Annotated in this window: 22 protein-coding genes and 1 tRNA gene; 13 read left to right on the forward strand and 10 right to left on the reverse strand. The window is 70.4% G+C overall.

Translation table 11 applies throughout. The annotated features are described in order from the left end of the window. Positions 1 to 33: 33 nt before the first annotated feature. Positions 34 to 1404, reverse strand: coding sequence for an LVIVD repeat-containing protein (locus tag ACWEF2_RS17555; RefSeq protein WP_453816427.1), 1371 nt, complete (start codon positions 1402 to 1404; stop codon positions 34 to 36). A 53-nt stretch (positions 1405 to 1457) separates the two neighbouring features. Between ACWEF2_RS17555 and ACWEF2_RS17560 the strand changes: the two genes are divergently transcribed. Then, on the forward strand, positions 1458 to 2093 hold the full coding sequence (locus tag ACWEF2_RS17560) for a DUF305 domain-containing protein (protein WP_453816356.1): 636 nt from the start codon (positions 1458 to 1460) through the stop codon (positions 2091 to 2093). 15 nt (positions 2094 to 2108) lie between these two features. Here ACWEF2_RS17560 and ACWEF2_RS17565 read toward each other — a convergent pair whose 3' ends face one another. After that, positions 2109 to 2525, reverse strand: coding sequence for an SsgA family sporulation/cell division regulator (locus ACWEF2_RS17565; RefSeq protein WP_355598152.1), 417 nt, complete (start codon positions 2523 to 2525; stop codon positions 2109 to 2111). 462 nt (positions 2526 to 2987) lie between these two features. Here ACWEF2_RS17565 and ACWEF2_RS17570 point away from each other — a divergent pair. Next, a tRNA-Val gene (locus tag ACWEF2_RS17570) sits at positions 2988 to 3059 on the forward strand. Positions 3060 to 3294: 235 nt separating this feature from the next. On the opposite strand, the gene ACWEF2_RS17575 is transcribed toward ACWEF2_RS17570, so the two are convergent. The 3 genes from ACWEF2_RS17575 to ACWEF2_RS17585 form a co-directional block, all read right to left on the reverse strand. Beyond that, the gene (locus tag ACWEF2_RS17575) at positions 3295 to 3852 is read right to left on the reverse strand and encodes an AAA family ATPase (protein WP_453816358.1); all 558 of its coding nucleotides are present in this window, start codon (positions 3850 to 3852) and stop codon (positions 3295 to 3297) included. A gap of 366 nt (positions 3853 to 4218) precedes the next feature. After that, positions 4219 to 4881 carry a TetR/AcrR family transcriptional regulator gene (locus ACWEF2_RS17580; RefSeq protein ID WP_453816360.1) on the reverse strand — a complete coding sequence of 221 codons (663 nt, stop codon included), beginning with the start codon at positions 4879 to 4881 and terminating at the stop codon, positions 4219 to 4221. Between the two features lie 8 nt (positions 4882 to 4889). Further along, positions 4890 to 5423 (reverse strand): hypothetical protein, encoded by a 534-nt coding sequence (locus ACWEF2_RS17585; RefSeq protein ID WP_453816362.1) that lies wholly within the window; start codon positions 5421 to 5423, stop codon positions 4890 to 4892. 291 nt (positions 5424 to 5714) lie between these two features. Between ACWEF2_RS17585 and ACWEF2_RS17590 the strand changes: the two genes are divergently transcribed. The 3 genes from ACWEF2_RS17590 (at position 5715) to ACWEF2_RS17600 (ending at position 8048) form a co-directional block, all read left to right on the forward strand. Continuing rightward, positions 5715 to 5969: a hypothetical protein gene (locus ACWEF2_RS17590; protein WP_453816364.1), complete on the forward strand. Its 255-nt coding sequence runs from the start codon at positions 5715 to 5717 to the stop codon at positions 5967 to 5969. A 382-nt stretch (positions 5970 to 6351) separates the two neighbouring features. After that, complete coding sequence (locus ACWEF2_RS17595) at positions 6352 to 7194, forward strand: alpha/beta fold hydrolase (protein WP_453816366.1); 843 nt, start codon at positions 6352 to 6354, stop codon at positions 7192 to 7194. Between the two features lie 104 nt (positions 7195 to 7298). Next, the gene (locus tag ACWEF2_RS17600) at positions 7299 to 8048 is read left to right on the forward strand and encodes a DUF4232 domain-containing protein (protein ID WP_453816368.1); all 750 of its coding nucleotides are present in this window, start codon (positions 7299 to 7301) and stop codon (positions 8046 to 8048) included. A 77-nt stretch (positions 8049 to 8125) separates the two neighbouring features. On the opposite strand, the gene ACWEF2_RS17605 is transcribed toward ACWEF2_RS17600, so the two are convergent. Both ACWEF2_RS17605 and dapD read right to left on the reverse strand, forming a co-directional pair. Beyond that, positions 8126 to 8740, reverse strand: coding sequence for a phosphatase PAP2 family protein (locus tag ACWEF2_RS17605; RefSeq protein ID WP_453816370.1), 615 nt, complete (start codon positions 8738 to 8740; stop codon positions 8126 to 8128). A gap of 78 nt (positions 8741 to 8818) precedes the next feature. Next, a complete protein-coding gene (gene dapD, locus ACWEF2_RS17610; protein ID WP_453816372.1) occupies positions 8819 to 9796 on the reverse strand; it encodes a 2,3,4,5-tetrahydropyridine-2,6-dicarboxylate N-succinyltransferase in 978 nt (325 codons plus the stop codon). 94 nt (positions 9797 to 9890) lie between these two features. Here dapD and ACWEF2_RS17615 point away from each other — a divergent pair, with 94 nt between their 5' ends. The 3 genes from ACWEF2_RS17615 (at position 9891) to ACWEF2_RS17625 (ending at position 13384) form a co-directional block, all read left to right on the forward strand. Beyond that, positions 9891 to 10496, forward strand: a complete 606-nt coding sequence (locus tag ACWEF2_RS17615) for a glycoside hydrolase family 25 protein (RefSeq protein ID WP_453816374.1) — start codon at positions 9891 to 9893, stop codon at positions 10494 to 10496. A gap of 216 nt (positions 10497 to 10712) precedes the next feature. Continuing rightward, a complete protein-coding gene (thrS, locus tag ACWEF2_RS17620; protein ID WP_453816375.1) occupies positions 10713 to 12680 on the forward strand; it encodes a threonine--tRNA ligase in 1968 nt (655 codons plus the stop codon). A gap of 137 nt (positions 12681 to 12817) precedes the next feature. After that, a complete protein-coding gene (locus tag ACWEF2_RS17625; protein ID WP_453816377.1) occupies positions 12818 to 13384 on the forward strand; it encodes an HIT family protein in 567 nt (188 codons plus the stop codon). On the opposite strand, the gene ACWEF2_RS17630 is transcribed toward ACWEF2_RS17625, so the two are convergent. From ACWEF2_RS17630 to ACWEF2_RS17640, 3 genes are all read right to left on the reverse strand, one after another. Next, on the reverse strand, positions 13327 to 15564 hold the full coding sequence (locus ACWEF2_RS17630) for a hypothetical protein (RefSeq protein WP_453816379.1): 2238 nt from the start codon (positions 15562 to 15564) through the stop codon (positions 13327 to 13329). The two genes, ACWEF2_RS17625 and ACWEF2_RS17630, sit on opposite strands and share 58 nt — an antisense overlap. Positions 15565 to 15657: 93 nt before the next feature. Next, positions 15658 to 17298 carry a glycoside hydrolase family 10 protein gene (locus ACWEF2_RS17635; RefSeq protein ID WP_453816381.1) on the reverse strand — a complete coding sequence of 547 codons (1641 nt, stop codon included), beginning with the start codon at positions 17296 to 17298 and terminating at the stop codon, positions 15658 to 15660. 127 nt (positions 17299 to 17425) lie between these two features. Then, positions 17426 to 19558, reverse strand: coding sequence for an elongation factor G-like protein EF-G2 (locus tag ACWEF2_RS17640; RefSeq protein ID WP_453816383.1), 2133 nt, complete (start codon positions 19556 to 19558; stop codon positions 17426 to 17428). A 198-nt stretch (positions 19559 to 19756) separates the two neighbouring features. Between ACWEF2_RS17640 and pgsA the strand changes: the two genes are divergently transcribed. The 5 genes from pgsA to ACWEF2_RS17665 all read left to right on the forward strand — a co-directional run bounded on the left by pgsA (position 19757) and on the right by ACWEF2_RS17665 (position 24121). Then, positions 19757 to 20389: a phosphatidylinositol phosphate synthase gene (gene pgsA / locus ACWEF2_RS17645; RefSeq protein ID WP_453816385.1), complete on the forward strand. Its 633-nt coding sequence runs from the start codon at positions 19757 to 19759 to the stop codon at positions 20387 to 20389. Continuing rightward, positions 20386 to 21300 carry a phosphatidylinositol mannoside acyltransferase gene (locus ACWEF2_RS17650; RefSeq protein ID WP_453816387.1) on the forward strand — a complete coding sequence of 305 codons (915 nt, stop codon included), beginning with the start codon at positions 20386 to 20388 and terminating at the stop codon, positions 21298 to 21300. Before pgsA ends, ACWEF2_RS17650 begins: the two co-directional genes overlap by 4 nt. Before the next feature lie 67 nt (positions 21301 to 21367). Next, complete coding sequence (locus tag ACWEF2_RS17655) at positions 21368 to 22495, forward strand: glycosyltransferase family 4 protein (RefSeq protein WP_355599490.1); 1128 nt, start codon at positions 21368 to 21370, stop codon at positions 22493 to 22495. Next, positions 22492 to 23031: a hypothetical protein gene (locus ACWEF2_RS17660; RefSeq protein WP_355599489.1), complete on the forward strand. Its 540-nt coding sequence runs from the start codon at positions 22492 to 22494 to the stop codon at positions 23029 to 23031. The genes ACWEF2_RS17655 and ACWEF2_RS17660 overlap by 4 nt, the downstream gene beginning before the upstream one ends. A gap of 82 nt (positions 23032 to 23113) precedes the next feature. Further along, positions 23114 to 24121, forward strand: a complete 1008-nt coding sequence (locus tag ACWEF2_RS17665; RefSeq protein ID WP_453816390.1) for a DUF3048 domain-containing protein — start codon at positions 23114 to 23116, stop codon at positions 24119 to 24121. The last annotated feature ends 195 nt before the right edge of the window (positions 24122 to 24316 follow it).

A 24316-nucleotide genomic window follows, 5' to 3' on the forward strand; every position in this document is an offset into this window, starting at 1 on the left:
TCTCGGTCTGGACCGCTCCGGCCACCTTCCGGATCACTCCGGATAGGACATCTGGGTCTGGGCGTTCAGCGCCTCTACGGTGACCTTCTTGGCCGGATCGGTCAGCGGGTCGTCGATCCGGAGCACGTCCAGCCCCCGGGTGATGTCGCTGGAGTAGATGTGGCCGTTGTAGTAGTAGGCCGACCACGAGCCGGCGACCGCGTCGACCGGGCCGCGCTCGAAGAAGCCGATCTCCCGGGGGTTCGCCGTGTCGGTGAAGTCCCAGACCGACACCCCGCCCTGATACCAGGACTGCACCATGATGTCCCTGCCGGGAACCGGTAGCAGCGCTCCGTTGTGCGCCACGCAGTTCTCGTCGGGCTGCTGCTCCCTGGGGATCTTGAAATAGCCGCGGAGGGTGAGCGTGCGATCCTCGCCCAGGTCGTACACGGCGTTCGCCCCGTGGGTTCTCGGCGTACCGGAGTCGCAGGTGGCGCTCATGCCGCCCCCCAGCTCGTCGCCGAAGACGACCTTGGTGGCGGTGTTGTTGAACGTGGCCGAGTGCCAGATGGAGAAGTTCTCCCTGTCGCGCACGCGCTGGATCACCTTGGGGTTCACCCGGTCGGCGATGTCCAGCAGGATCCCGTCGCCGAAGCAGGCGGCCGCGGCCAGGTTCTTCTCCGGATAGACCGTGACGTCATGGCAACCGCCCTCGCGGTCCGTCTCCTCGGAGAGCACCGGCTGCGAGACCACCCTGGCCGAGGCCGGGTTCCCGGTGGGCACCTCGACCACCGAGATGTTGTTGTGCGGGGGCGGGCAGGTCGGCGATTCCGGCATCGGTCCGGCGGAGGAGACGTAGAGGTAGACCGTCTCCCCGGTTTTTCCGGGTACGAGGGTGTGGGTGTGCGAGCCGCACTCCGTGGCGACCGCCGACACGAACCTCGGATGGGCCCTGTCCGCGATGTCGAAGATCCGGATCCCCTCCCAGGTCCCGCCGTCACCGTCCCCGGCCTCCTCCCGCGGGCTCCGCCCCCCGCCGCACTCCGGCCCGCCGCGCGGGGAGTCGACGGACAGGAACAGCAGGTTCCCGCTCACCGAGACGTCGTTCTGCTCACCGGGGCAGAGCACCCGGCTGACCACGGACGGCCTGGCCGGATCGGACACGTCGAGTACGGTGAAACCGTCGAAGTTGCCGACGAACACGTGATCGTCCTGAAAGGCCAGGTCGGTGCCCCATGACTGGGGACCGTCCAGCGGGGCCCCTGGCGGCACGTTCGCCAGGTGGGTGATGTTGGAGCTGTGTACGGCGTCCCCGGTGGTCCGCACGGCCGGCGGTGTGGAGCCGGCGGCCCACGAGACCGACTCCCCCGGATCGGCGCCGCACCCGGCCGTCAGAAGCAGCACCGCCAGCCCGAATGCCGCGATCCATCGCACAGTGCCCCCCGTTGTGTCGGTTATCTTGACCCATTATTGGAGGTATGCGAAGGGTGCGTTTGTGGTACGGGGTGACCACCGTGATCGTGGCGGCCGCGCTCCTTCCCGGTTGCGCGGGCGACCTGGAGGGACGGACCCCGTTGGTCGCGGGCACCGGCGCACCGGTGATCGTTCCCGGTGGGCCGGGTGACGCCGGCCGTACGGCAAGGCCGGGCGAGCGCCTGGGTGATTCGGAGGCGCGGGTGACGGCGGCCGATGTGCGCTTCGCCGAGGGCATGATTCCGCACCACCGGCAGGCGCTGGAGATCGCGGCGCTGGTCCCGCCCAGGACGTCGTCACCGGAGGTACGCGGGCTCGCCGGGCGGATCACCGCCGCGCAGCGGCCCGAGATCGCGGCCATGACGTCCTGGCTGACGTCGGTGGGCCGCGCTCCGGGAGGGCACGGCGACCACAGAGCGGTCACACTGGAGCAGATGAACCGCCTCAGGGCCGCCAGGGGCGAGGCCTTCGACCGGCTCTTCCTGCGCCTGATGATCGCCCATCACGAGGAGGCGCTTCGGATGGCCGGGAGCCGGCTCCGTCAGGGGGCCGACCGGGTCATGCTGGCCATCGCCCAGGACGTCGTCTCGGGACAGGGCGTCGAGATCGCCCGGATGCGGAAGCTGCTCCGGGGGCCCTAGATGCGAAGGCCGGGCTCAGGAACTCCAGAGCATGTTGCTCAGCTCGGCGTCGAGGTCCATGAAGTCGGTCTCGCGACCGGCCGGGACCAGGTCGTACGTCCGGTGCAGGAAGTCGGTGAGCGGTGCCAGCGGCACCTCGAACAGGGCCTGCCCGAACGGCGAGGTGAGACTGATGTGCAGCGTGCGCTCGCCGTCGGCGCGCGCCGGCCACACCTGGACATCGCCGTCGCCGACCCGCCGTACGATGCCGACCGTCAGCAACTCGCGAGCGAAGATCCACTCGACCGGTTCGTCGTTCCCCACGTGGAAGGCCATTCTGATCGCGTAGGGATCATCGGCTGTGTAGCTGAGCCCGGCGAGCAGGGGGACGGTGGTACGGTCGGGGACCACAAGCCGAAGGCCAAGCTCGGCAGAGACGGTGGAGCTGTTCATCGTCAGCCAAACCTTTTTCGTCGTCGGTCCCCTCTTCGGGGCTTTCACTGCTCTGGCGGACTCTCTCTGTCCCGAGCTATGACGCGGAACAAAGAAACCTGTAGGAAAGATTCCGCCTCCGGGCCCTTCTGTAACACACATCACAGCGCGACATTTGGGCGTCTACCTGGCTAAACATCACCAACAGGGCCATATTTGCAAGGGTTTTGCGTATCGTTTTGGTCACCGTCGACTCCCCCTGGGGGGCGTCTCGGGCGATAGAGGTTGAGCCTGGGTCGTACGGTGCTTCTGCGGATCAGGACGATGCTATGACACCGTAGCCCCCCGCCGGACGCATCCTCCGACGTTTGATTCCCGACCGTGTCGCCTCCCAAGATCTTTTTCGGTGCGGACGTCGCTTCGCCAGCGCCTCCGGATTGCTGTATGGTTTTCACGTCGGCCCCGAGAGGAGCCAGACGGGGCGGGCGATTAGCTCAGCGGGAGAGCGCTTCGTTCACACCGAAGAGGTCACTGGTTCGATCCCAGTATCGCCCACACATGGTAGACGCAGGTAAAGGCCCGGTGGACTACACGGTCCGCCGGGTTTTTTCGTGCCCGCGGAGCCTCTTGGGAGATTTTCGGGAGAGCGAGATCACGACCCTCGCCGTGCCGGTTGATGAGGACGCGGCCGGCGGCGGGGCGCCGGTTCGAATCCGGCCGAGAGCTCGATCTCCTGTCCGTACTGGGGCGGACAGGTCGGGGCGTGATGGGGAGTCATCGTTGCCGGTGTCTACAGCGGGTCAGGTCTGAGGAGGAAGGCCTCCTCGGCCAGGCCGCGCCGGACCGCGCGCATGGTCTGGGCGGGGCTCATGCCGGTCGAGTCGAGCACATGGTGATCGAAGGCTCCAAGTTCGCCGAACTGGTCGAACATGTGGAGCACCGGACCGGGGTCGGTCAGCGCGCCCTCATCGCGTCCGACCGCCCGCGCCAGGGTGGTCTCTCGATCGGGGCGGAGCACGACGTAGTGCAGTGCGATCTTCCCGGTGGCGGCCTCGTCGCGGAACAGGTCGACGAACCAGGGGCCAACGATGCCGTCGACGACCACCTGATAGCCGCCCGCGGCGTATCCGAACGCGCAGGCGACCAGGACGCTCATGACGACCTCGTTCTGCCGTTTGGACTCCGGCAGATACGGGGCCACACGGCCCTGCCGGATGAACGCCCAGAAGTCATCGGTGTGCAGATGGACGCTCGGCGTCAGTTCATCGCTGAGGAGCCTGGCGACGGTCGACTTGCCGGCTCCCGGAGGACCGGTCAGCACGATCACCGAGGCTTCGTGACTTGCCATGCGATCATCATGACATCTCGCGCACGGGGGTCACCTCTCGCGCGGGGCGGACCCCGAATGTCAGCCATACGCCCTCCTGAGTTCCCAAAACGGACGGAACAAAGTGCCGCCGAGTCTGGAGGGGAATTGCCGGCAGCGCCCCTGACGGCTCCCCCGAACCGTTGTCGACAGGTTCAAATATTTCCGGCATGAGTCGGTGTGCGGCCAGCGGAGGTGATCTTGAAAAGTGGTTGTATATATAACTACTTCCAAGGTCGTTTCTGTGACGAGCATGGTGGAGCACCCGAGTGCGGGTAAGCCTGCCATCCGGGGGTGTGAGAGCCGGACAAGGGGAAAGCCCGGGTTGTCCGCCGTCGCGGGAACGGTTCACGGGCTGGTCGTGGTCCCTTGCCCGCGTGGGTCAACGTGGCTGAGGGGTGGGCCTTCGGTCCCCGCTGCGGTCCCTGGGCCGGTCCCCGGGCGATGGTCGCCCGCGCCCCAGAGCCGTGCGAGGAACACCCCGAGCACGTCGGTGACGGACCGGTCGAAATCGCTTGGATGGTCGAGCGCCCACGCGTCGAGGGCGCCGAAGACCCCGACGGTCGCCACGGCGACCAGTTCGGCACTCGGGTCAGGGGCGATCAGGCCGATCTTCACGCCGTTGGCGACGAGCCCCCGGATCCAGGAGTCGCCGCCGAGACGCGGCTGCCCGGCGAGGACCGCCCGGTCATCCGGATGTCCGCGCAGGTGCGCGACCAGTCGTGCTGTGCCCGCCGCCAGTTGGTCCCACAGTTCCTCCTCGGTTGCCACATCGGTCCAGGGGCCGAGCGCGGCGAGTGTACGGGCGGCCGCTTCGGCGACGACGGCGCCGAAGAGGTCGTCCTTGCCGTCGAAATAGTGGTAGGCGGACGTCTTCGAGATGCGGGCCTCGGCGATGATCCGGTTGAACGACGCGGCGTCCTTGCCGTCACGGGCGAAGTGGGTACGGGCCACCGCGAGGATGGCGGCTCGGGTGTCGGCCGGCAGTCGGTTGAAGCGGGGAAGTGGCATCGGTTTCCCTAGAGGCTGTGGGGGAGCGGGGTGACCTGCCGCCGGCCGCCGAGCACGCGGTTGACGCGGACCGTCATGATCCAGTGTGCCGCCCACAGGGGGAGGGCGACTGCTCCGCCGATGTATCCGGCCGCCCCGGGGAAGAGCGACAGGATCTGGAGCGTGCACCAGCTGTAGCCGAGGGCGGTCCACCAGCGGATGAATCCGCCTGGCACATGCCCGTCGGCGGTCAGTGAGGCGGTGACGGTTCGCACGATGAAGAAGTCCTCGGTGAAGTTGTAGGGGATGGCGAACATCCACCAGACCGAGGCGGGGGACGCGGTCCTGGCGGCGGGCCGCACCGCCGTCATCGTGCGCTGGAGGGCGCGGCAGTACAGGGCGACGAGTCCGAAGAAGACGGCGACGGCGATGAGCGCGCCGGGCATTCCCTGTGCGCCGATCTCGCCTAGGATTCCGCGGCCCCACTGCGGCGCCCACAGGGGATGGCTGAGGAGGATCGAGGCAAGGATGGTGCCCGCGGCTTTGACGAGGGTGATGTTCACGCCAGAAGTGTACTAGTGGTACACACCTTCGGTACACACTCCCTTGCTCCGCCGCGGTCGGCGTGCCAAGACGGAGCGGAAAGGGGTATGGCGAATTTACCGCCAATGACCCTTTCCGCTCTGTTTGTCGACGTCTATTCGTCTTGGGGTTAGTGGCAGTACTTGGCGCGAGCGTGCTTGAATCCTAGATCGAATCCGCGCTGATATTCCCCGAAGCCGGCGCCGCCTCCACCACCGCCACCGCCTCCTCCGCCGCCCCCGCCGCCTGCTTTGCAGGATCGTACGCCGGCGGTGTATCCGTCGCTGTACCCTCTCGCGCAGTTCTTGTCCTTCTGGCATGGCTTGGTCTGGGACGTGGTTGGCGTCTTCGCGGAGGCCGAGCCGGTTGAGGCCGCGTCAGCCGTGTTCATCGCGCCGCCGACCATTGCGATGGTGGCGGCGCCGACTACGATCGCCCGGCGAATTCCGATGGACATGGTAACCATCTCCTTTGCTGATCAGGCGGTCTGGTCTGGCGGGACCGCAAATTCCTCAGCGGGGAGGTGATGCCCGATATGAGCCATCGAAAGAGCTTGAGTTAGGTTAATTGTCGTAAATGGGGTTGTTGGGAAACAATTGTTCGGTAGAGATGTGCGGCTCATTGTTGAGCGAGGTCGATGCCGGCGGGCATACTGCGCGCGGGGGCGCTTACTCCGATATTGCCCGTGCCCAGGGTTGGGGCGAGACGATGCCGGAAACCATCGTCACGCCGGCCGTCCCGGTCCGTCCGCTCCGGGAGCCGAGGGGGTGCGCGGCCGTACCGCCCCGCCCCGCCGGGTGCGTGTGAGGAGCGGTCACCGAGCCGTCGTCACACGCCCGGGAGGTCGGCCACGTCAGAGCGTCGCCACCACACGGCCCGGGAACCGGTCAGATCAGAGTGGAGAACCACATGCCCTACGTCATCGTCGGCAGGGAGAACTCCGGGAACGTCGAGCTCTACTACGAGGATCACGGCCAGGGAAGACCGGTTGTGCTGATCCACGGCTTCCCCCTGAGCGGCCACTCCTGGGAGAGGCAACTCCTGGTGCTGCTCGGCGCCGGATACCGTGTCGTCACCTATGACCGCCGTGGATTCGGCGACTCCAGCCGGCCCACGTCCGGCTATGACTACGACACCCTCGCCGCCGACCTCAAGGTTCTGATGGAGGAGCTCGACCTGCGCGACGCCGCGCTGGTCGGCTTCTCGATGGGGACCGGTGAGGTGACCCGTTACCTGGCGGCCTACGGGTCCGGCCGGGTGAGCAGGGCGGCCCTGCTCGCCCCGGTACCGCCGTTCCTGCTCAAGACCGGCGACAACCCCGAGGGGGTCGACGGGAGTGTGTTCGAGGGCATCAAGCGCGCGATCGTCGAGGATCGGCCGGCCTATCTGAAGACGTTCCTCGACGACTTCTACAACGTCGACAAGCTCCGCGGCACCCGCGTCAGCGACGAGGCGTGGCAGCTGAGCTGGAACGTCGCCGCCGACGCGTCGGCCAAGGGCACGCTGGACTGCGTCACCGCGTGGCTGACCGACTTCCGCGACGACCTGCCCAGGATCGATGTTCCCATCCTGGTCGTGCAGGGGGAGGAGGACCGCATCCTGCCCATCGGCGCCACCGGCAGGCGCCTGCCGGCGCTGGTCAAGGACATCCGTTACGTGGAGATCCCCGGCGGCCCGCACAACATCGCCTGGACCCACCCCGATGAGGTCAACCGGGCCCTGCTCGACTTTCTCGGCGAGGACGACCGTTGACCCCGGCGCCGGTACGGCCTCCCGCGGGACGGGGGACCGTGCCCTCGGACCGCCGGGGACGGCGCGGAGCAAACAAAACCAGCACGGCGCGCGTCCAAGGAGATGTGAAACGGAACAACAGGCCGGGCCGGCTTCCGGCCCTCTCCCTCGTGACGGCGGCCATGCTGGTGGCGGTCGCGGCGTGCGCCTCACCTGTGCGGCCCGGAGCGGATCTCACCCCGGCGGGCTCCGGTTCCCCGGGATCGGCGGAACGCCCGGCGGATCCGGGCGTGAAGGCCGCGGCCGAGGGGCCCGCCCAGGCGGCGATCGGAGGCCGCGCGCGGCGGACGTCCCGGGAACGCGCCCAGATCACGGAGGCGGAACCCGGCCAGGCCGCGCGTGTACCGGCCGGGGCGGCAGGCGCGGCGGCCGGGACCGAGGGACTCTCCGCGGGGAAGGCGGCACCCGGGCGCTGCCGTACCGGGCAGCTCCGGGCGCGTGTCGGCGAGGTGGACGCGGGGGCGGGGCAGCGGTACGCGCCGCTGGTTCTGACCAACGCGTCGGAGAGGACCTGCTGGGTCTACGGCTTCGTCGGCCTGGTCATGTTCGACCGCAACGGTGACGCGCTGCGCACCAGGGTGCGCAGGGAGAGCGTCCCGTCGCGCAGGGTGACCCTGCGGCCGGGGGCGAGCGCTCACGCCAGGATCCACTGGACCGTGGTGCCGGGCAGGCGCGAGTCCACCTGCCCGTCCGCGGCACGGCTGATGATCATCCCGCCGGACGCGATCGCGCACCTGGAGATCCCCTTCACCTCGGAGGTCTGCGGAGACGGTCGTCTCAGCATCACCCCGATGGCGCCGGGCAGTCGCCTGTAGGCCGGCGGGCGAGACGGAGATCGCCACCTCCGCGCCCCCGGTCACCCCGGTGTCCCGAACCGGCCCGGTACGCCATGTCAGGCGTCGAAGGCGACCAGGGTGCCCCAGGCGGTACCGGCGCCCACCAGGACCCCGGCGGTGACCTGGGCGGGGGTGTGGTGGCCGAGCCGCACCCGCGCCCAGCAGACCGCCGCCACGACCAGCGCGCCCACCACCAGGGCGGGCGCGGCGGGCAGCACCCTGGTGAGCACCACCACGGTGCCCGCGGACACGGCCGCGTGGAAGGAGATCTTCCAGCCGAGCGTGATCGGGACCGTCACCGCGAGCGCGGCCAGCATCGCGGTCACCGTGGCGACCAGCAGCCGGGGCGCGCCCAGGGAGACCAGCAGCACCAGCGTGACGAGCACCGCCCCGACGGCCACCAGCAGCGGTTTCGTCCGGCTCGCGCGGTCGACCAGGTGGTGGGAGTCCAGCCGCCCCGAACGGACCCCGGCCATGATCACCCCGGCTGGAACCCCGCCGCACAGCAGCGAGGCCCCCAGCCCCCACCCCGCGCCGGGCCAGCCGTCCGCCAGCAGCCCGACGGCCGGGGGCAGCCCGATGACCAGCACCTGTGGCGCGAACAGACCGGTGATCCACCGGGCGGCCACCGTCGTGGCCCTCTCGTCGCGCGCCGCTTCCCGATCGCCCATCCCACTCCCCATCGGTACGAGGTCCGTGGGATCAACCCTGTCAGGTGCGCGGTCGCGAGACGAACCTCCGCGCGCCGGTCAGTCGTTGGCGTGCAGAGCGCTGTTGAGCTCCACCCCGCCACCCCGCCGGGGGACGACCTCGACCGCCCCGGAGGTGGAGTTGCGGCGGAACAACAGGCCCGAGGCGCCGGAGAACTCCACGGCCTTGGCGACCCGGCCGTCGGGCAGGGTGACCTTGGTTCCGGCGGTGACGTAGAGGCCGGCCTCCACCACGCAGTCGTCGCCCAGGGAGATGCCGACGCCGCTGTTGGCACCGAGCAGGCAGCGGCGGCCGATGGAGATGACCTGCGTGCCGCCGCCGGACAGGGTGCCCATGATCGAGGCACCGCCGCCGACGTCGGAGCCGTCGCCCACGACCACGCCCGCCGAGACGCGGCCCTCGACCATGGACGTGCCCAGGGTCCCGGCGTTGAAGTTGACGAAGCCCTCGTGCATCACCGTCGTGCCGGCGGCCAGGTGCGCGCCGAGGCGGACGCGGTCGGCGTCGGCGATCCGGACGCCACCGGGCATCACGTAGTCGGTCATCCGGGGGAACTTGTCCACGCTGTGGACGGTCACCGGGCCGCGGGCGCGCAGGCGCAGCCGTACGGCCTCGAAGCCCTCGACCGCGCACGGGCCGTGGTTGGTCCACACCACATTGCTGAGCAGGCCGAACAGGCCGTCCAGGTTCTGGCCGTGGGGCTGGACGAGGCGGGCGGAGAGCAGATGGAGGCGCAGGTAGGCGTCGTGCGCGTCGGCGGGGGCCTCGGAGAGCTTGGCGACTCCGGTGTGCACGGCCACCACCTCCACGCCTCGGGCCTCGTCAGGGCCCAGCAGCCCGGCGGCCTCGGGGCCGAGCGCCTGGACGGCCTCCCGCTCGGTCAGCCGCCTGCTGCCGCCCGATGGGGGCTCGCCCAGTTGCGGGGCGGGGAACCAGGTGTCGAGGACGGTCCCGTCGGAGGTGATGGTCGCGATGCCGGCGCCGTGGGCGCCGGAGGTCTGAGCTGCTGCGTTCACGCCGACCAAGCCTAGCCAAAGCCGGTGCAATGGCCGTACGCCACCGGGCGCGGTGGGCGTGTGTCCCCGCAGCCCGGTCAATAACCTGACCGCCATGTTGCACGGCATCGATGTGTCCAACTGGCAAGGTGCGGTGGATTGGGGCAGGCACGCGGACGACGGTGTCTCATTCGCCTTCGCCAAGGCGACGGAGGGGGGTACCTTCGCCGACCGGTGGTTCGACCGCAACTGGACCGGGATGAGGGAGAGCTGGATCGTCAGCGGGGCCTACCACTTCGCCCGCCCCTCGGGCGACCCCGAGGTGCAGGCGCGATACTTCCTGCGGGCGGTGGAACGGGCGGGTGGGCTGCGCCGCGGTGACCTGCTCGCGCTCGACCTGGAGACCAACGACCGGCTGCCCGCCCGCCGGGTGGCGAGCTTCGCCCGCCGCTGGTGCCAGGCGGTCACCGCGCAGGCCGGGGTACGGCCGGTGGTCTACACCTTCCTGTCGTTCGCCTACGCCGGCAACTGCGCGGGGCTGGAGGAGTATCCCCTCTGGATCGCCGCCCCGGACCAGCCCACCGGCCGGCCGGACGTGCCGGTGCCGTGGCGCAGGTGGACCATCCACCAGTACTCCCACCAGCCGCTGGACCGCAACGTCTTCCAGGGGACCCGGGCTCAGCTCGTCTCGCTCGGCTACCGGCGGCGCCGGAACGCCTGAGACCTGGCCCGGCCCCGGTGGCGGGAGCGTTTGAGATGCTGTTCGGCCCCCGGCGGCGCCGGAGGGCTTGAGATACGGCCGCCGGCGGTGTCGCGGGGTTCGCGGCGCGGCCTCCGGCGGCGTCGCGGCTTGAGAAAACGGCCGGCGGACACCGGTAGCATCGACCCAGGGTCGGATTTTCCGACGCCCAGTGTCGCCGTCTACCGAGGAGCAACCGTGTCGGCCGTGTCAGAACTTCGTGTCACCCTCGCCGGAGCCGAGCGTGTGGTGGCGGAGGGCACGACCTACGGCGACCTGCTCGAAGCCGACGGCCGCTCCGTGGTCGCCGCCCGGGCCGGCGGCGAGCTGAAGGACCTGGCGGCGCCGGTCTCCGACGGCGACGTGGTCGAGCCGGTCGAGGTCGGCAGCGCCGACGGCCGGGCCATCGTCCGCCACTCCGCCGCCCACGTGATGGCCCAGGCCGTTCAGGAGCTCTTCCCCGGAGCCCGGCTGGGCATCGGCCCGCCGGTCGAGAACGGCTTCTACTACGACTTCGACGTCGACAGCCCGTTCACCCCCGAGGACATCAAGCGCATCGAGAAGCGCATGCGCGAGATCGTCAAGCAGGGGCAGCTCTTCTCCCGGCGTCGCGTGTCGGACGAGGAGGCGCGCGAGGAGCTGGCCGCCGAGCCGTACAAGCTGGAGCTCATCGGTCTCAAGGGCGGCGGGGACGCCGAGGAGAACGTCGAGGTGGGCGGCGCCGAGCTGACCATCTACGACAACCTCGACCCCAAGAGCGGCGATCTGTGCTGGAAGGACCTCTGCCGGGGTCCCCACGTGCCGACCACCCGGTCCATTCCGGCGTTCAAGCTCATGCGCTCCGGCGGCGCCTACTGGCGGGGCAGTGAGAAGAACCCCCAGCTCCAGCGGATCTACGGCACCGCCTGGGAGTCGCGCGACAGGCAGGACGAGTACCTCCGCCTGCTGGAGGAGGCCGAGAAGCGCGACCACCGCAAGCTGGGCGCCGAGCTCGACCTGTTCTCCTTCCCCGACGAGCTCGGCTCGGGCCTGCCGGTCTTCCATCCCAAGGGCGGCGTGATCCGCCGCGTCATGGAGGACTACTCGCGGCGCAGGCACGAGGAGGCGGGTTACTCCTTCGTCAACACCCCGCACATCACCAAGGAGAACCTCTACAAGATCTCCGGCCACCTGGACTGGTACGCCGACGGCATGTTCCCGCCCATGGAGCTCGAAGGCGCGAAGTACTACCTCAAGCCGATGAACTGCCCGATGCACAACCTGATCTTCAGGACACGCGGGCGCTCCTACCGTGAGCTGCCGCTTCGGCTGTTCGAGTTCGGCGCCGTCTACCGCTACGAGAAGTCCGGCGTCATCCACGGCCTGACCCGTGTCCGCGGCATGACCCAGGACGACGCGCACATCTACTGCACCCGCGAGCAGATGCGCGACGAGCTCAAGTCGCTGCTCAGGTTCGTCCTGGATCTGCTCCGTGACTACGGGCTGGACGACTTCTACCTTGAGCTGTCGACCAAGGACCCGGTCAAGTTCGTCGGCACCGACGAGGACTGGGAGGAGGCCACCGAGACGCTGTGCGAGGTGGCCGAGTCGGAGAACCTGGAGCTCGTCCTCGATCCGGGCGGAGCGGCGTTCTACGGGCCGAAGATCTCCGTGCAGGCCCGTGACGCCATCGGCCGCACCTGGCAGCTGTCGACCATCCAGCTCGACTTCAACCTCCCGCAGCTCTTCGAGCTGGAATATCAGGCGGCCGAAGGCTCGCGCCAACGGCCCGTCATGATCCACCGGGCGCTGTTCGGCTCGATCGAGCGCTTCTTCGGCGTCCTGGTCGAGCACTACGCGGGCGCCTTCCCCCCCTGGCTCGCCCCGGTGCAGGTCGTCGGCATCCCGATCGCCGACGCTCACCTGCCCTACCTGCAGGACGTGGCCAAGAAGGCCCGCGAGCGGGGCGTCCGGATCGAGGTGGACGCCTCCGACGACCGGATGCAGAAGAAGATCCGCAACGCCCAGAAGTCCAAGGTGCCGTTCATGCTCCTGGCGGGCGACGAGGACATCGCCAACGGCGCGGTCTCCTTCCGCTTCCGCAACGGCGAGCAGAAGAACGGTGTCCCGGTCGAGGACGCGATCAACGAGATCGTCGACGCGATCGAACGCCACGTCCAGGTCTGACCTGTGGAGGGTCTCCCCCGGTTGTCGGGGGAGACCCCGAAGGGCCTGAGGAGGCGGCCGGCGGCGTGATCGGTGAGGTCAGCGCTCGGGGGCAGGCGGTGGGACACCGGCTGGATACCCCCGCCAGGGGTGGGCCTATGCTGCAATGCATGCAGGAGAGCGAGCCGATCGAGCAGTCCGGTGCGGGGGATCCCGACAACTTTCAGCGGTTGTGGACACCGCATCGGATGGCCTACATCAAGGGAGAGAACAAGCCGACCGGTGTCAGTCCCGACGACGGCTGCCCATTCTGTGAGATTCCCGGTATGAGCGACGAGGACGGCCTGGTCGTCGCCCGGGGCACCGCCGTCTTCGCGGTGCTCAACCTCTACCCGTACAACTCCGGCCACCTGCTGGTCTGTCCCTACCGGCACGTCGCCGACTACGCCGACCTGGACGACACCGAGACCGCCGAGCTCGCCGACTTCACCAAGCGGGCGCTGGCCGCCCTGCGCAAGGCCGGCGGCGCGCAGGGCTTCAACGTGGGCATGAACCTCGGCGGGGCGGCCGGCGCGGGCATCGCCGCCCACCTGCACCAGCACGTGGTGCCCCGCTGGGGCGGCGACACCAACTTCATGCCGGTGGTCGGCCACACCAAGGTGCTGCCTCAGCTGCTCCGCGACACCAGGGAACTGCTCGCCGGCTCCTGGCCCGCCTCCTCGTAGGGTGCCGCGTCGCCGAGCGCCCTGACACCCACCGACAGCGCCAGCGGCACCCCCAGGGCGAGCGCCATGGACAGCACCGCGGCTCCCGAGTCGTTGACCAGCATGCCCACCACCCCGCTGACCAGGGTGCCGATCAGGCCGGCCCGCAGCGCCGGGGAGTGGCCGAACGCGGCGGGCAGCACACCGGCGCTCGCCGTGTCCGGCCGCATCACCGCGTAGACCAGGAACGCGACCGCAGTGATCACGATCGGCATCAGGTTGGGGCTGAGCAGGGTGTTCAGCATCGCGCCGAGCTTGCGGCCGATCACCTCCGCGGCCTCGCCGGTGAGCACCTGGCCGACGAACCGGCCCAGATGCGTCTGGGAGCCGGGCGGGCGCAGGTAGTCGAGGGTGGCGATGGCCATCACGACGACGCCGCCCGCCACGCAGAACGCGCCCAGCCTGATGACCGAGACCCGCTTGCCCGCGATCAGCAGCGCGGTCACCGCGATACCCGGTACGAAGGCGATCACCCCGCCGAAGTCGCTGCCCACCCCGGGCCAGCCGCCCAGGATCATCGCCGTACCGCCCAGCACCGCCACCGTGGCGACCGCGGCGCCCCGGTGCCCCCGGGCCGCGAACCGGTGCGCGAGTGCGGTCGCCAGCAGCAGCACCGACGTGGCGAACAGCGCGAACGGGATGTTGCCCAGGCCGTAGTAGCGGGCGCCGACCACGGCGGTGTACCCCATCACGCTGTTGAGCTGCAGGGTCGTCCCGGTCAGCAGGTCGCCGGCGAGCACCGCCGCGGTGATCCCGGCCACCACCGCCAGCGGCCCGAGCGGACGGCGCCGCCAGGGGCCCGCCAGCGCCGTCACCGCCAGCAGGAGCGCGATCCCCACGATCCCGCCGACCAGGACGGGCAGCGGAGCTCCGCTGTGGTGCCAGGGCAGGAGATTGACCAGATACGTCGACACCGGCAGGGACGCCAGGACCAGCGCGGCCACGCGGATTCCGTTCAGCCCGCGCCTGCGCCGCATCAGCAGGAACGCGGTGCCGTAGAAGCCGACCTGGAGCACGGCGATCGCCGTGAAGAAGAGCCCGCCCATGTCCCTGATCGTCTGCCCGGCCAGGTCGGCGTCGACCAGCTCGTTCCGCGCGCTCTCCACGCCACCGGTACGGCTCGCACCCGCCCCCCAGGGCACCCCGATCACGGTCGGCGGGGCCGCGACGCCCGTCACGGCGAGCATCGTGGCGGTGATGTCCGGCAGGATCGTGACGTCCTCGCGATGGGTCGAGGCCGCCCCCAGGAACCGGCCGGAGACGTCCGCGCCCCCCGTCATCATGGCCACCCGCAGGTGGGGCACGCCCCCGTGGTCGCCCAGGCCGGCCAGCAGGACGGAGGTGTCCTCGGGCAGCGCGTCCAGCGCCGCCCCGGCCCCGGCGTCGGCCAGTCGCAGCGCCGCCTCCCGCCGCTGAGGGGTGAGGCTCTCCGCGATCTCGGGCAGCCGCCCGCCGGTCACATAGGGCCGGATCAGGTCGTCCACGTCCACGGCGATCAGCCGGCAGGCGGTGAACGCCCCGGAGGGAACCTGTGCGGGGGAGGGGGCGTAGCGGTCCACCCTGCCCGTCCGGTCGGCCAGGGCCAGTGCCGCGCCGGGACCGACCGCGAAGGTGCACTCCCCGGCGGCGTGTACGGCGTCGCCGAGCACTCCGGCGTTCCGCTGCCGGGCGACCCGGTGCAGATACCCGTAGTCGGGGATGACCGCGCCGGCCCCGGCGGGGACGGGGGCCGGCGGGAGCCCGCACCCGTAGCCGACCGCGGACCTCACCCCGGCCGACACCGTCAGCCACCCGTCGTAGGGGCACGTCACCCGGCCGACCGTGCGGACCGACAGCGAGCCGACCGCGCTCCGGCCGGCCAGCCGCCACAGGTTCGGCGTGATCTCGGGGCTGAGGTCGCTCCACCGCAGGCCGGGAACCCCGATCAGGGCCACCCGCCCGCCCGCCCGCGCGGTGGGCCCCGCGGTGGCCCGCGCCGGGGCCCGCGCCGTGGTCCGTGCTGTGGCCTGCACTGTGGCCGACGCCGGGGCCCGCACGACGGCCCGCACCGGAGGCGGCGCCGCGACCTCGGCCGCAGCCCATCCGGCCCCGGGCCACAGCGCGCTCAAGACCAGCGCAAACGCGACAAGCGTCCGCCTCACCGGAGACCTCCCCAGACCTCGCTCAAATGCTGGCACCGTAGGGGAACATCGGGCTCGCGGTCTACCGGATGTGATGATCGTGACCCGGCGGGGTCAGGGGATGATCGTTTTGGCGGCCGAGCTCTCGTTGTGCAGGCGGTCCAGTGCCGTGACGAGATACGCTCCGCCACCGGCGCCGGCGGTGAAGGTCTGGCGGTCGCCGCCCGTGGCGGGCACGACCGCGACCAGGTTGCGGCCGTCGGCGGTGGCGCACTTGCCCGCCTTGCCGGAGGCGATCCGGTAGATCGCGTAGGAGCGGGCGCCCGGGGAGGTCCTCCAGCTGATCACGGCACCCTGTGCCCGCACGTCGGCGGGTTCGGCGGGTGCCCGGCCGCCGAGGCTCTCCATCAGGGGCAGCAGCGCGGGACGCGCGTAGGTGGTCTTGGCGATCCGGCCCAGGACGCCCAGCGGGTCGGTGAGAAGCTGCTTGGCGCTGAAGTAGACGTCGCCGCGGACCTCCTCGTACTCACGGTTGCGCGTCAGGTGCGAGGGCAGCTCGCCGGGCCTGGTCCAGGCCGGGGTGTCGGTGCTCCCCACCCGGTACAGGCCCTGGCCGATGTACAGATGCACGCCGGTTCCCTTGACCTCGTTCGCCCACCACGGCATCAGCACGTCGTAGTCGGCGACCTTGAACCCGCGCGGCCAGTACAGCTGCGGTACGACGTAGTCGACCGTGCCCTCATGGATCCAATGGCGGGCGTCGGCGTAGATGGAGTCGTAGGCGGACATGCCGCCGCTGGCCGAGCCGGTGGGGTCCTCGGACTTGTTACGCCAGATCCCGAAGGGGCTCACCCCGAACTTCACGTACGGCTTCGTCTCGTGCACGGCCTTGTCGACCTGCGCGATCAGGCTGTTGACGTTGGCGCGCCGCCAGTCGGCCCGTTTGGCGCCCTTGCCGTACTTTTTGAACGCGGCGGTGTCGTCGAACGCGGTGCCCGCCCCCGGGTACGGATAGAAGTAGTCGTCGAAGTGGACCCCGTCCACGTCGTAGCGGCCCACCACGTCCTTGACGACCGACGTGACGTGGTCGCGGACCTGCGGCAGGCCGGGGTTGTAGTAGATCTTGCCTTCGTGCCTGACGATCCAGCCGGGGTTCCTGCGGGCGGGGTGGTTGGCCGGCAGGCCCTTCAGGCCGCCGTCGTAGGCGGCGCGGTAGGGGTTGAACCAGGCGTGGAACTCCAGCCCGCGCCGATGGGCCTCGGTCACCAGGAAGGTCAGCGGATCCCAGCCGGGGTCCTTGCCGGCCGTACCGGTCAGATACTGCGACCAGGGCTCCAGCGCCGACCGGTAGAGGGCGTCGGAGGCAGGGCGGACCTGGACGAACACCGCGTTGAACCGCCGCTTGACCGCGCTGTCGAGGAGCCTGACGTACTCCGCCTGCTGCTGGGCGACCGAGAGGCCGGTCCGCGAGGGCCAGTCGATGTTCTTCACCGTGGCGATCCAGACCCCGCGCAGCTGGCGCTTGGGGTACTCCGCGCTGACCGGGCACGCCGCCGCCCCCGAGGCCGGGGTGGTCGTGCCGGAGACCTGCTCGGTGGTGGTGTGCTTCGCGGGCTTGGCCGGCTTGGTGGGTTTGATGGGCTTGACCACCTTGGCGGGCTTGGCGGGCGGGGCGTCCGGGCCGAAGGTGTAGGCGGCGCCGGTGGTGATGACGGCCAGGGCGGCGGCGGCAAGCAGAGGGCGTCCGGTTCGCATGGTTAATTAGTCTGGCATCGGGGTCGGGATGCTTTGGCCGGAAAAAAGAAATCGTTCCGTGACATTACTGTTACCGGATTAAATCTTTGGGAGGCGAGAACCAGGAGGTTCGCGCCTCCCCGCGAGATCAACCGGCGACCTTGTCCACCAGATGGGCCGGGAGCGGCTCATAGCGGAGGAAGGCGCGGTGGAACGTCCCCGTCCCGTGCGACATCGACCTGAGGTCGATGGCGTAGCGGGTGATCTCCAGCTCGGGCACCTCGGCCCGGACCAGCGTGCGCCCGACGCCGACCGGCTCGGTGCCGAGAACCCGGCCCCGGCGGCTGGAGAGGTCGGACATCACCGCGCCGACGTGGTCGTCGGGGACCAGCACCGCCACCTCGTCGACCGGTTCCAGCAGCAGCGTGGGGACCTTGGTCGCCGCCTCCTTCAGCGCGAGCGCCCCGGCGATCTGGAAGGCCATGTCGGAGGAGTCGACCGAGTGGGCCTTGCCGTCGTACAGCGTCACCCGCACGTCCACCATGGGATATCCGGCCAGCACACCGCGCTGCATCTGGGTGCGCACGCCCTTCTCCACCGACGGGATGAACTGGCGCGGCACCACGCCGCCGACGACCTTGTCCACGAACTCGAAACCCCCGCCGGACGGCAGGGGCTCCACCTCCAGGTGGCAGACGGCGAACTGGCCGTGCCCGCCGGTCTGCTTGACGTTGCGTCCCAGGGCCCGGCAGCTGCCGCCGAAGGTCTCCCGGAGCGGCACCCGCAGCTCGACCTTCTCCACCTCGACGCCGTGCCGCCTGCTCAGCCGGTCCAGCAGGACGTCGGCGTGGGCCTCGCCCATGCACCAGAGCACGAGCTGCCGGGTCTCGGGGTTGTTCTCCAGCCGGAGTGTCGGGTCCTCGGCGACCAGCCGCTGCAGCGCCTGGCCGAGCTTGTCGTCGTCGGCCTTGGACCTGGCCTGGATCGCCACCGGCAGCAGCGGATCGGGCATCGTCCACGCGGTCATCAGCAGGGGCCGCTCCCTGTCGGAGAGGGTGTCGCCGGTCTCCGCGCGAGACAGCTTGGCCACCGCGACGATGTCGCCGGCGACGCACTTGGCGGCGGTCCGCTGGATCTTGCCCAGGGGGGAGGAGAGCGCGCCGATGCGCTCGTCCACGTCGTGGTCCTCGTGGCCGCGCTCGGTCAGCCCGTGTCCCGAGACGTGCACGGTCATGTCCGGGCGGAGCGTCCCGGAGAACACCCGCACCAGGCTGATCCGGCCGACGTAGGGGTCGCTGGTGGTCTTGACGACCTCGGCCACCAGGGGGCCGTCCGGGTCGCAGGAGACGCCGGGGACCGGCCTGCCGTCGATCGAGGTGATCTCCGGTAGCGGGTGCTCCAGCGGGGAGGGGAAGCCCTGGGTGATGAGTTCGAGGACCTCCAGCGCGCCCACACCGCCCCCGGTGGCGAGCACCGGGTGGAAACCGCCGCGCGCGACCGCCTTCTCCAGGTCGGCGACGAGGGTCTCGGTGCCGATCTCCTCGCCGGCGAGGTAGCGGTCCATCAGGGACTCGTCCTCGCTCTCCTGGATGATCCCCTCGATCAGCGGGTCCCGGTATCCCTCGATCTGCCCCTGGTAGGAGGGGCCCGGCGCGTTCTCGGTCCGCGTGCCGGTCGCGTAGTTGTAGAACTTCTGGGTCAGCAGCCCGATGAGGCCGTTGAGCCGGCCGTTGGTCACCACCGGGAGGTACAGCGGGGCCACGCCCTCGCCGAAGGCGTCCTGGCAGACGGCGAGGACCTCCTCGAAATCCGCCCGCTGATGGTCGAGCTTCGTGATCACCACGGCGCGCGGCATCCCGACGGCCGCGCACTCCTCCCAGAGCATCCGGGTCAGGCCGTCCACCCCCTCGGAGGCCGAGACCGCGAAAAGCGCCGCGTCGGCCGCGCGCAGCCCGGCGCGCAGGTCGCCGACGAAGTCGGCGTAGCCGGGGGTGTCCAGCAGGTTGATCTTGATGCCGTTGTGCACCATCGGGGCCACGGTCAGGTTCACCGAGCGCTGCTGGCGCATCTCGACCTCGTCGAAGTCGCTGACCGTGTTGCCGTCCTCGACCCGGCCTGCCCGCTGCACGGTCCGCGTCGCGGCCAGCAACGTCTCCACCAGGGTCGTCTTTCCCGCGCCGGAATGGCCGACCAGCGCCACGTTGCGAATCATGTCCGGCCGGTCGGCCACGGGTGCCCTGCCCGCGGCTCCCGCTGTCACGCCGGTTGCCTTCTCTGCCACGTCGCCTCCCGCGTCGTTGCCGAAGGAGCGCGGCCGGCTGCGGCCGCACCCCGGGTCCGCCGCCGCGTCCATACACCGCAAGGACGCGGTGTGTTCACCAAATACCCATGTGGCAAATATCACAAGAGGCCTGTGGCAATCCGCTTGCGGAGCGTTGGATGCGCGCTCACATGTCGTGTGGCCTACGATCGGACCGCGATGCTGAAACTTCTGCGCCCCGCCGTAACCCGAATCCTGACCCCCCTGGGCAGGGCGCTTGCCCGCCGGGGGATCAGCCCCAACGTGGTCACCGCGGTCGGCACGTTCGGCACCGTCGCCGCAGCCCTCTTCTTCTATCCCCGGGGGGAGTTGTTCCCCGGCACCGTAGTGATCACTATTTTCGTACTGGCCGATCTGCTCGACGGGGTCATGGCCAGAATGGGGGGCGAGGGGAGTCTGTGGGGGGCCTTCCTCGACTCCACCCTCGACCGGGTGGGCGACGCCGGGATCTTCTCGGGGCTGGTGATCTGGTTCATGGTGAGCGGGCAACGGGTGCTGGCCGGGGTGGCGCTGTTCTGCCTGGTGGCCGGGGCGCTCGTGTCCTATGTCAAGGCCAGGGCCGAGGGGCTGGGCCTGAACTGCGACGTCGGTCTCGCCGAACGGCCGGAGCGGCTGGTCGTCGGCCTGGTCTCGGCCGGTCTCGGCGGTCTCGGCGTGCCGTACGTGCTGGCGGCGGGGCTCTGGCTGCTCGCCGTCGCCAGTGTGGTCACCGTCGTTCAGCGCCTGCTCCACGTCCACCGCCAGGCCGCCTCCGCCGCGGCGGGGACCCTCCGTTCACCGGGAGAGCGATGACCGACAAGCCGTCCCCGAAGGATCGTCTCGTCGCGGCCGGGTTCGGCGCCGGCTGGGCGATCGTTCCCCGCCTCCCCGAACGCCTCACGGCCTGGGGGTTCCGGGTGGCCGCCGACCGGCTCTGGAGGCGCCGCGGCACGTCCGTGCTCCGGCTGGAGGCCAACCTCGCCCGGGTCAAGGGCACCTCGCCGGACGATCCGGCCGTCCGGGCGCTGAGCCGTGACGGCATGCGCTCCTACTTCCGCTACTTCCACGAGGTCTTCCGGCTGCCCTCCATGCCCACCCGCGAGATCGTCTCCCGCATGCACGTCACCGGCGACCAGCAGATCTACGACAACCTCGCCAGGGGGCGCGGGGTGGTCCTCGCCCTGCCCCACATGGGCAACTGGGATCTGGCGGGCGCCTGGTTCGCCCGGACGGGACACCCGTTCACCACCGTGGCCGAGCGGCTCAAGCCCGAGTCGCTGTTCCACCGCTACACCGCCTTCCGCGAGGGGCTGGGCATGGAGGTGCTGCCGCTCACCGGCGGGGACGGCCACACCTTCGGCGTCCTGTCGCAGCGGCTGCGGGCCGGTCTGCCGGTCGCGCTGCCCGCCGAGCGGGATCTGACCGCCCGGGGGATCGAGGTCCAGTTCTTCGGCGAGACCACCCGCATGCCCGCCGGTCCCGGCCTGCTGGCCGTGCACACCGGGGCCGCGCTGATCCCGGCGATCCTCTACTTCCAGGGGCGTGACTGGGGCCTGCAGTTCCACGAGGAGATCGCGGTCCCCGCCGAGGGCACCCGCAAGGAGAAGGTGGCGACCGTCATGCAGGGCCTGGCGGGCGTCTTCGAGAAGGGCATCGCCGAGCACCCCGAGGACTGGCACATGCTCCAGCGACTCTGGCTTGAGGACCTGGAACCCCGCGGATGACAGACGGCTGGGATACGCCGAGGCGGGCCGGGGGACACGTGAGAGGCGACGAGGAAGCAGTGAGGCAGTGAGGATCGGCATCGTCTGCCCGTACACCTGGGATGTGCCGGGCGGCGTCCAGGCGCACATCCGCGATCTCGCCGAGGCGCTCATCGAGGAGGGCCACCAGGTCTCCGTGATCGCCCCCGCGGCCGACAACGCGCCGCTGCCGCCCTACGTGACCTCGGTGGGCCGGGCGGTTCCCGTCCCCTTCAACGGCTCCGTGGCCAGGCTCTCCTTCGGCTTCCTGTCGGCCAACCGGGTGCGCCGCTGGGTGCGCGAGGGCCGCTTCGACGTGCTGCACGTGCACGAACCGGCCGTCCCCTCGGTCGGCCTGCTGGCCTGCTGGGTGGCCAGGGGGCCGATCGTGGCCACCTTCCACGCCTCCTTCGAGCGGTCCCGCACCCTGTCGGTCACCACGCCGGTGCTCATGAGCGCACTGGAGAAGATCACCGGCCGGATCGCCGTGTCGGACGCCGCGAGGAAGACCCTGGTCGAGTTCATCGGCGGCGACGCCGTGCTCATCCCCAACGGGGTGACGGTCGGCCGCTACGCCCGCGCCGAGCCGCTGCCGGGCTGGGACGGGGGCGAGGTGATCGGCTTCCTCGGCCGGATGGACGAGCCCCGCAAGGGCCTGCCGGTGCTGCTGGACGCGTTCGCCGCTCTGGCCGCCGAGCGTCCCGGGCTGCGCCTGCTCATCGCGGGCCCCGGTGACGCCGACGAGGTGCTGCAGCGGGTCCCGGCCCACCTCCACGACCGGATCGGCCTGCTGGGCATGGTCAGCGAGGAGGACAAGGTCCGCGCCTACCACTCGGTGGACGTGTTCTGCGCGCCCAACCTGGGCGGGGAGAGCTTCGGCATCGTGCTCACCGAGGCGATGTCGGCGGGTGCCGCGATCCTGGCCAGCGACATCCCGGCCTTCCGCAAGGTGCTCGGCGACGGCCAGGCCGGGGCGCTGTTCGCGACCGGTGACGCCGGGTCGCTCGCCCGGGAGGCCGCCGCGCTGCTGGACGACCCCCGGCGCCGGGCCAAACTGTCGGACGAGGCCCGCCAGGCCGTGTGGAAGTACGACTGGTCCACGGTCGCCCGCGACGTCCTGCGCGTCTACGAGACCGTGGCCAGTGGCTCCGGAGTTGAGGAGGACGACGTTCCGTGACGACCACGCTGATCCTGGTGGTGGGCGCGTTCGTGCTGCTCACCGCCGTCTACGTCTCCTGGCGGGCAGGCCGGCTCGACCGGCTGCACATCCGGCTGGAGCTGGCCCGCGAGTCCCTGGACGCGGCCCTGGTACGGCGGGCCGCCGTCGCCCTCGAACTGGCCGCCTCCCGGTTGCTGGACCCCGCGACGAGCCTGGTGCTGGCGGCGGCGGCACACGAGGCCCGCACCGCGGGGCCCGACGAGCGTGAGCACGCCGAGAGCGACCTGTCGCGCGCGCTGCGGGCCGTCGTCGACCAGGAGCGTTTCCGCGACCGCCTCGCCGACACCCCGGCGGGTGCCGCCCTGCTGGAGGAGCTCGGCGCCGCGGTGGCCAAGGTGGTCTACTCGCGCCGCTTCTACAACAACGCGGTCGGCGTGACCCGGACAGCCCAGCGCCGCTGGCTGGCCCGGACGCTGAGGCTGGCCGGGCACACGGCCTATCCGGGCTTCTTCGAGATCGACGACGCCCCACCGCAGGCCCTCGGTATCGAATAGAGGGAATACGAACCGGGATATCCGGCAAGTCGGACACAGGTAAGCTCTTGGGCGTTTCGTGGCCGATTTGAGGAGATGAGCCGTGCGGGTACCCCGGATGATCGCCGTCACCCTGGTGGGAGCGGCCGTTCTCGCGCCGGTGGCCGCCTGTTCCTCCGACGAGCCCGCTCCGGGAAGAAACCCTCAGGCCGCCCCCTCTGTGCCGCCGACCCCCACTCCGGAGCCGTCCCATCCCTTCACCGGGCTCCCCGACGCCGCGCGCAGGCCCGTGCTCGCGGCGAAGATCGAGAACACCTCGGCGGGCAAACCCCAGCTGGGGCTCAAAAGCGCCGACATCGTCTATGTCGAGCAGGTCGAGGCGGGGCTGACCCGCCTCATGGCGATCTTCTCCTCAAGGCTCCCGCCCAAGATCGGCCCGGTCCGCAGCGCCCGGATCTCCGACCTGCACCTCCTGCCGCAGTTCGGCAAGCCCGCGCTGGCCTACTCGGGCGTGCAGACCAAGATGATCCCCAAGGTCCAGGAGGCGTCGCTGGTCGACGTCTCCGACAGCAGGGCGCCCGGCGCCTACTTCCGTCAGCCGGGCCGCTACGCGCCCTACAACCTGTTCGCCGGCACCAGGCAGCTGCTGGCCAAGGCGCCCGCCGCGACCAAGGCCAAGGACATCGGCCTCACCTTCGGCGACGCCCCGCAGGGGGGCGTGCCCAGGAAGACGTTCGGTGTCAGATATCCCGCGGCCCGCTTCACCTTCGGCTGGTCGCAGGCCGCGGGCAAGTGGCTGATCTGGCAGGACGGCAAGAAGAACATGGCGGCCGAGGGCGGCCAGCTCGGCGCGCCCACGATCGTGGTGCAGTACGCCAAGACCGAGCGCTCGGAGTATCATGACCTGAACCAGAGCTACACGCCCCTGGTGCACAGCGTCGGCAAGGGCAGGGCGGTCGTGCTCCGCGACGGCCAGGCGTTCAAGGCCAGGTGGTCGCGTGCCACGGAGGAGGACGGCACGGTCTTCACCACCGAGTCGGGCGAGCCGATGAACTTCGCCCCCGGTCAGGTCTGGATCGTCCTGGCCGCCCCCAAGCCCGTCATTCCCTGACCGCCCCGGGCCCGTCTCCTGCCCCCCGGGATCACCTGTGGGTGGTATTGGTTCTTTTGGGTCGTCCACCGGGATCTCTCCCCGACCGGCCTGGGCCGTTCCGGTCGCTCCCGGACCCGCCGTCCCCGGTCGTTTCCGGTGTCGGGCCACCGCCTTCCGGCCGGTCGGGAAGACCGCCGCACGGCCTGGAACCCA

The organism is Streptosporangium sp. NPDC004631, assembly GCF_053601935.1.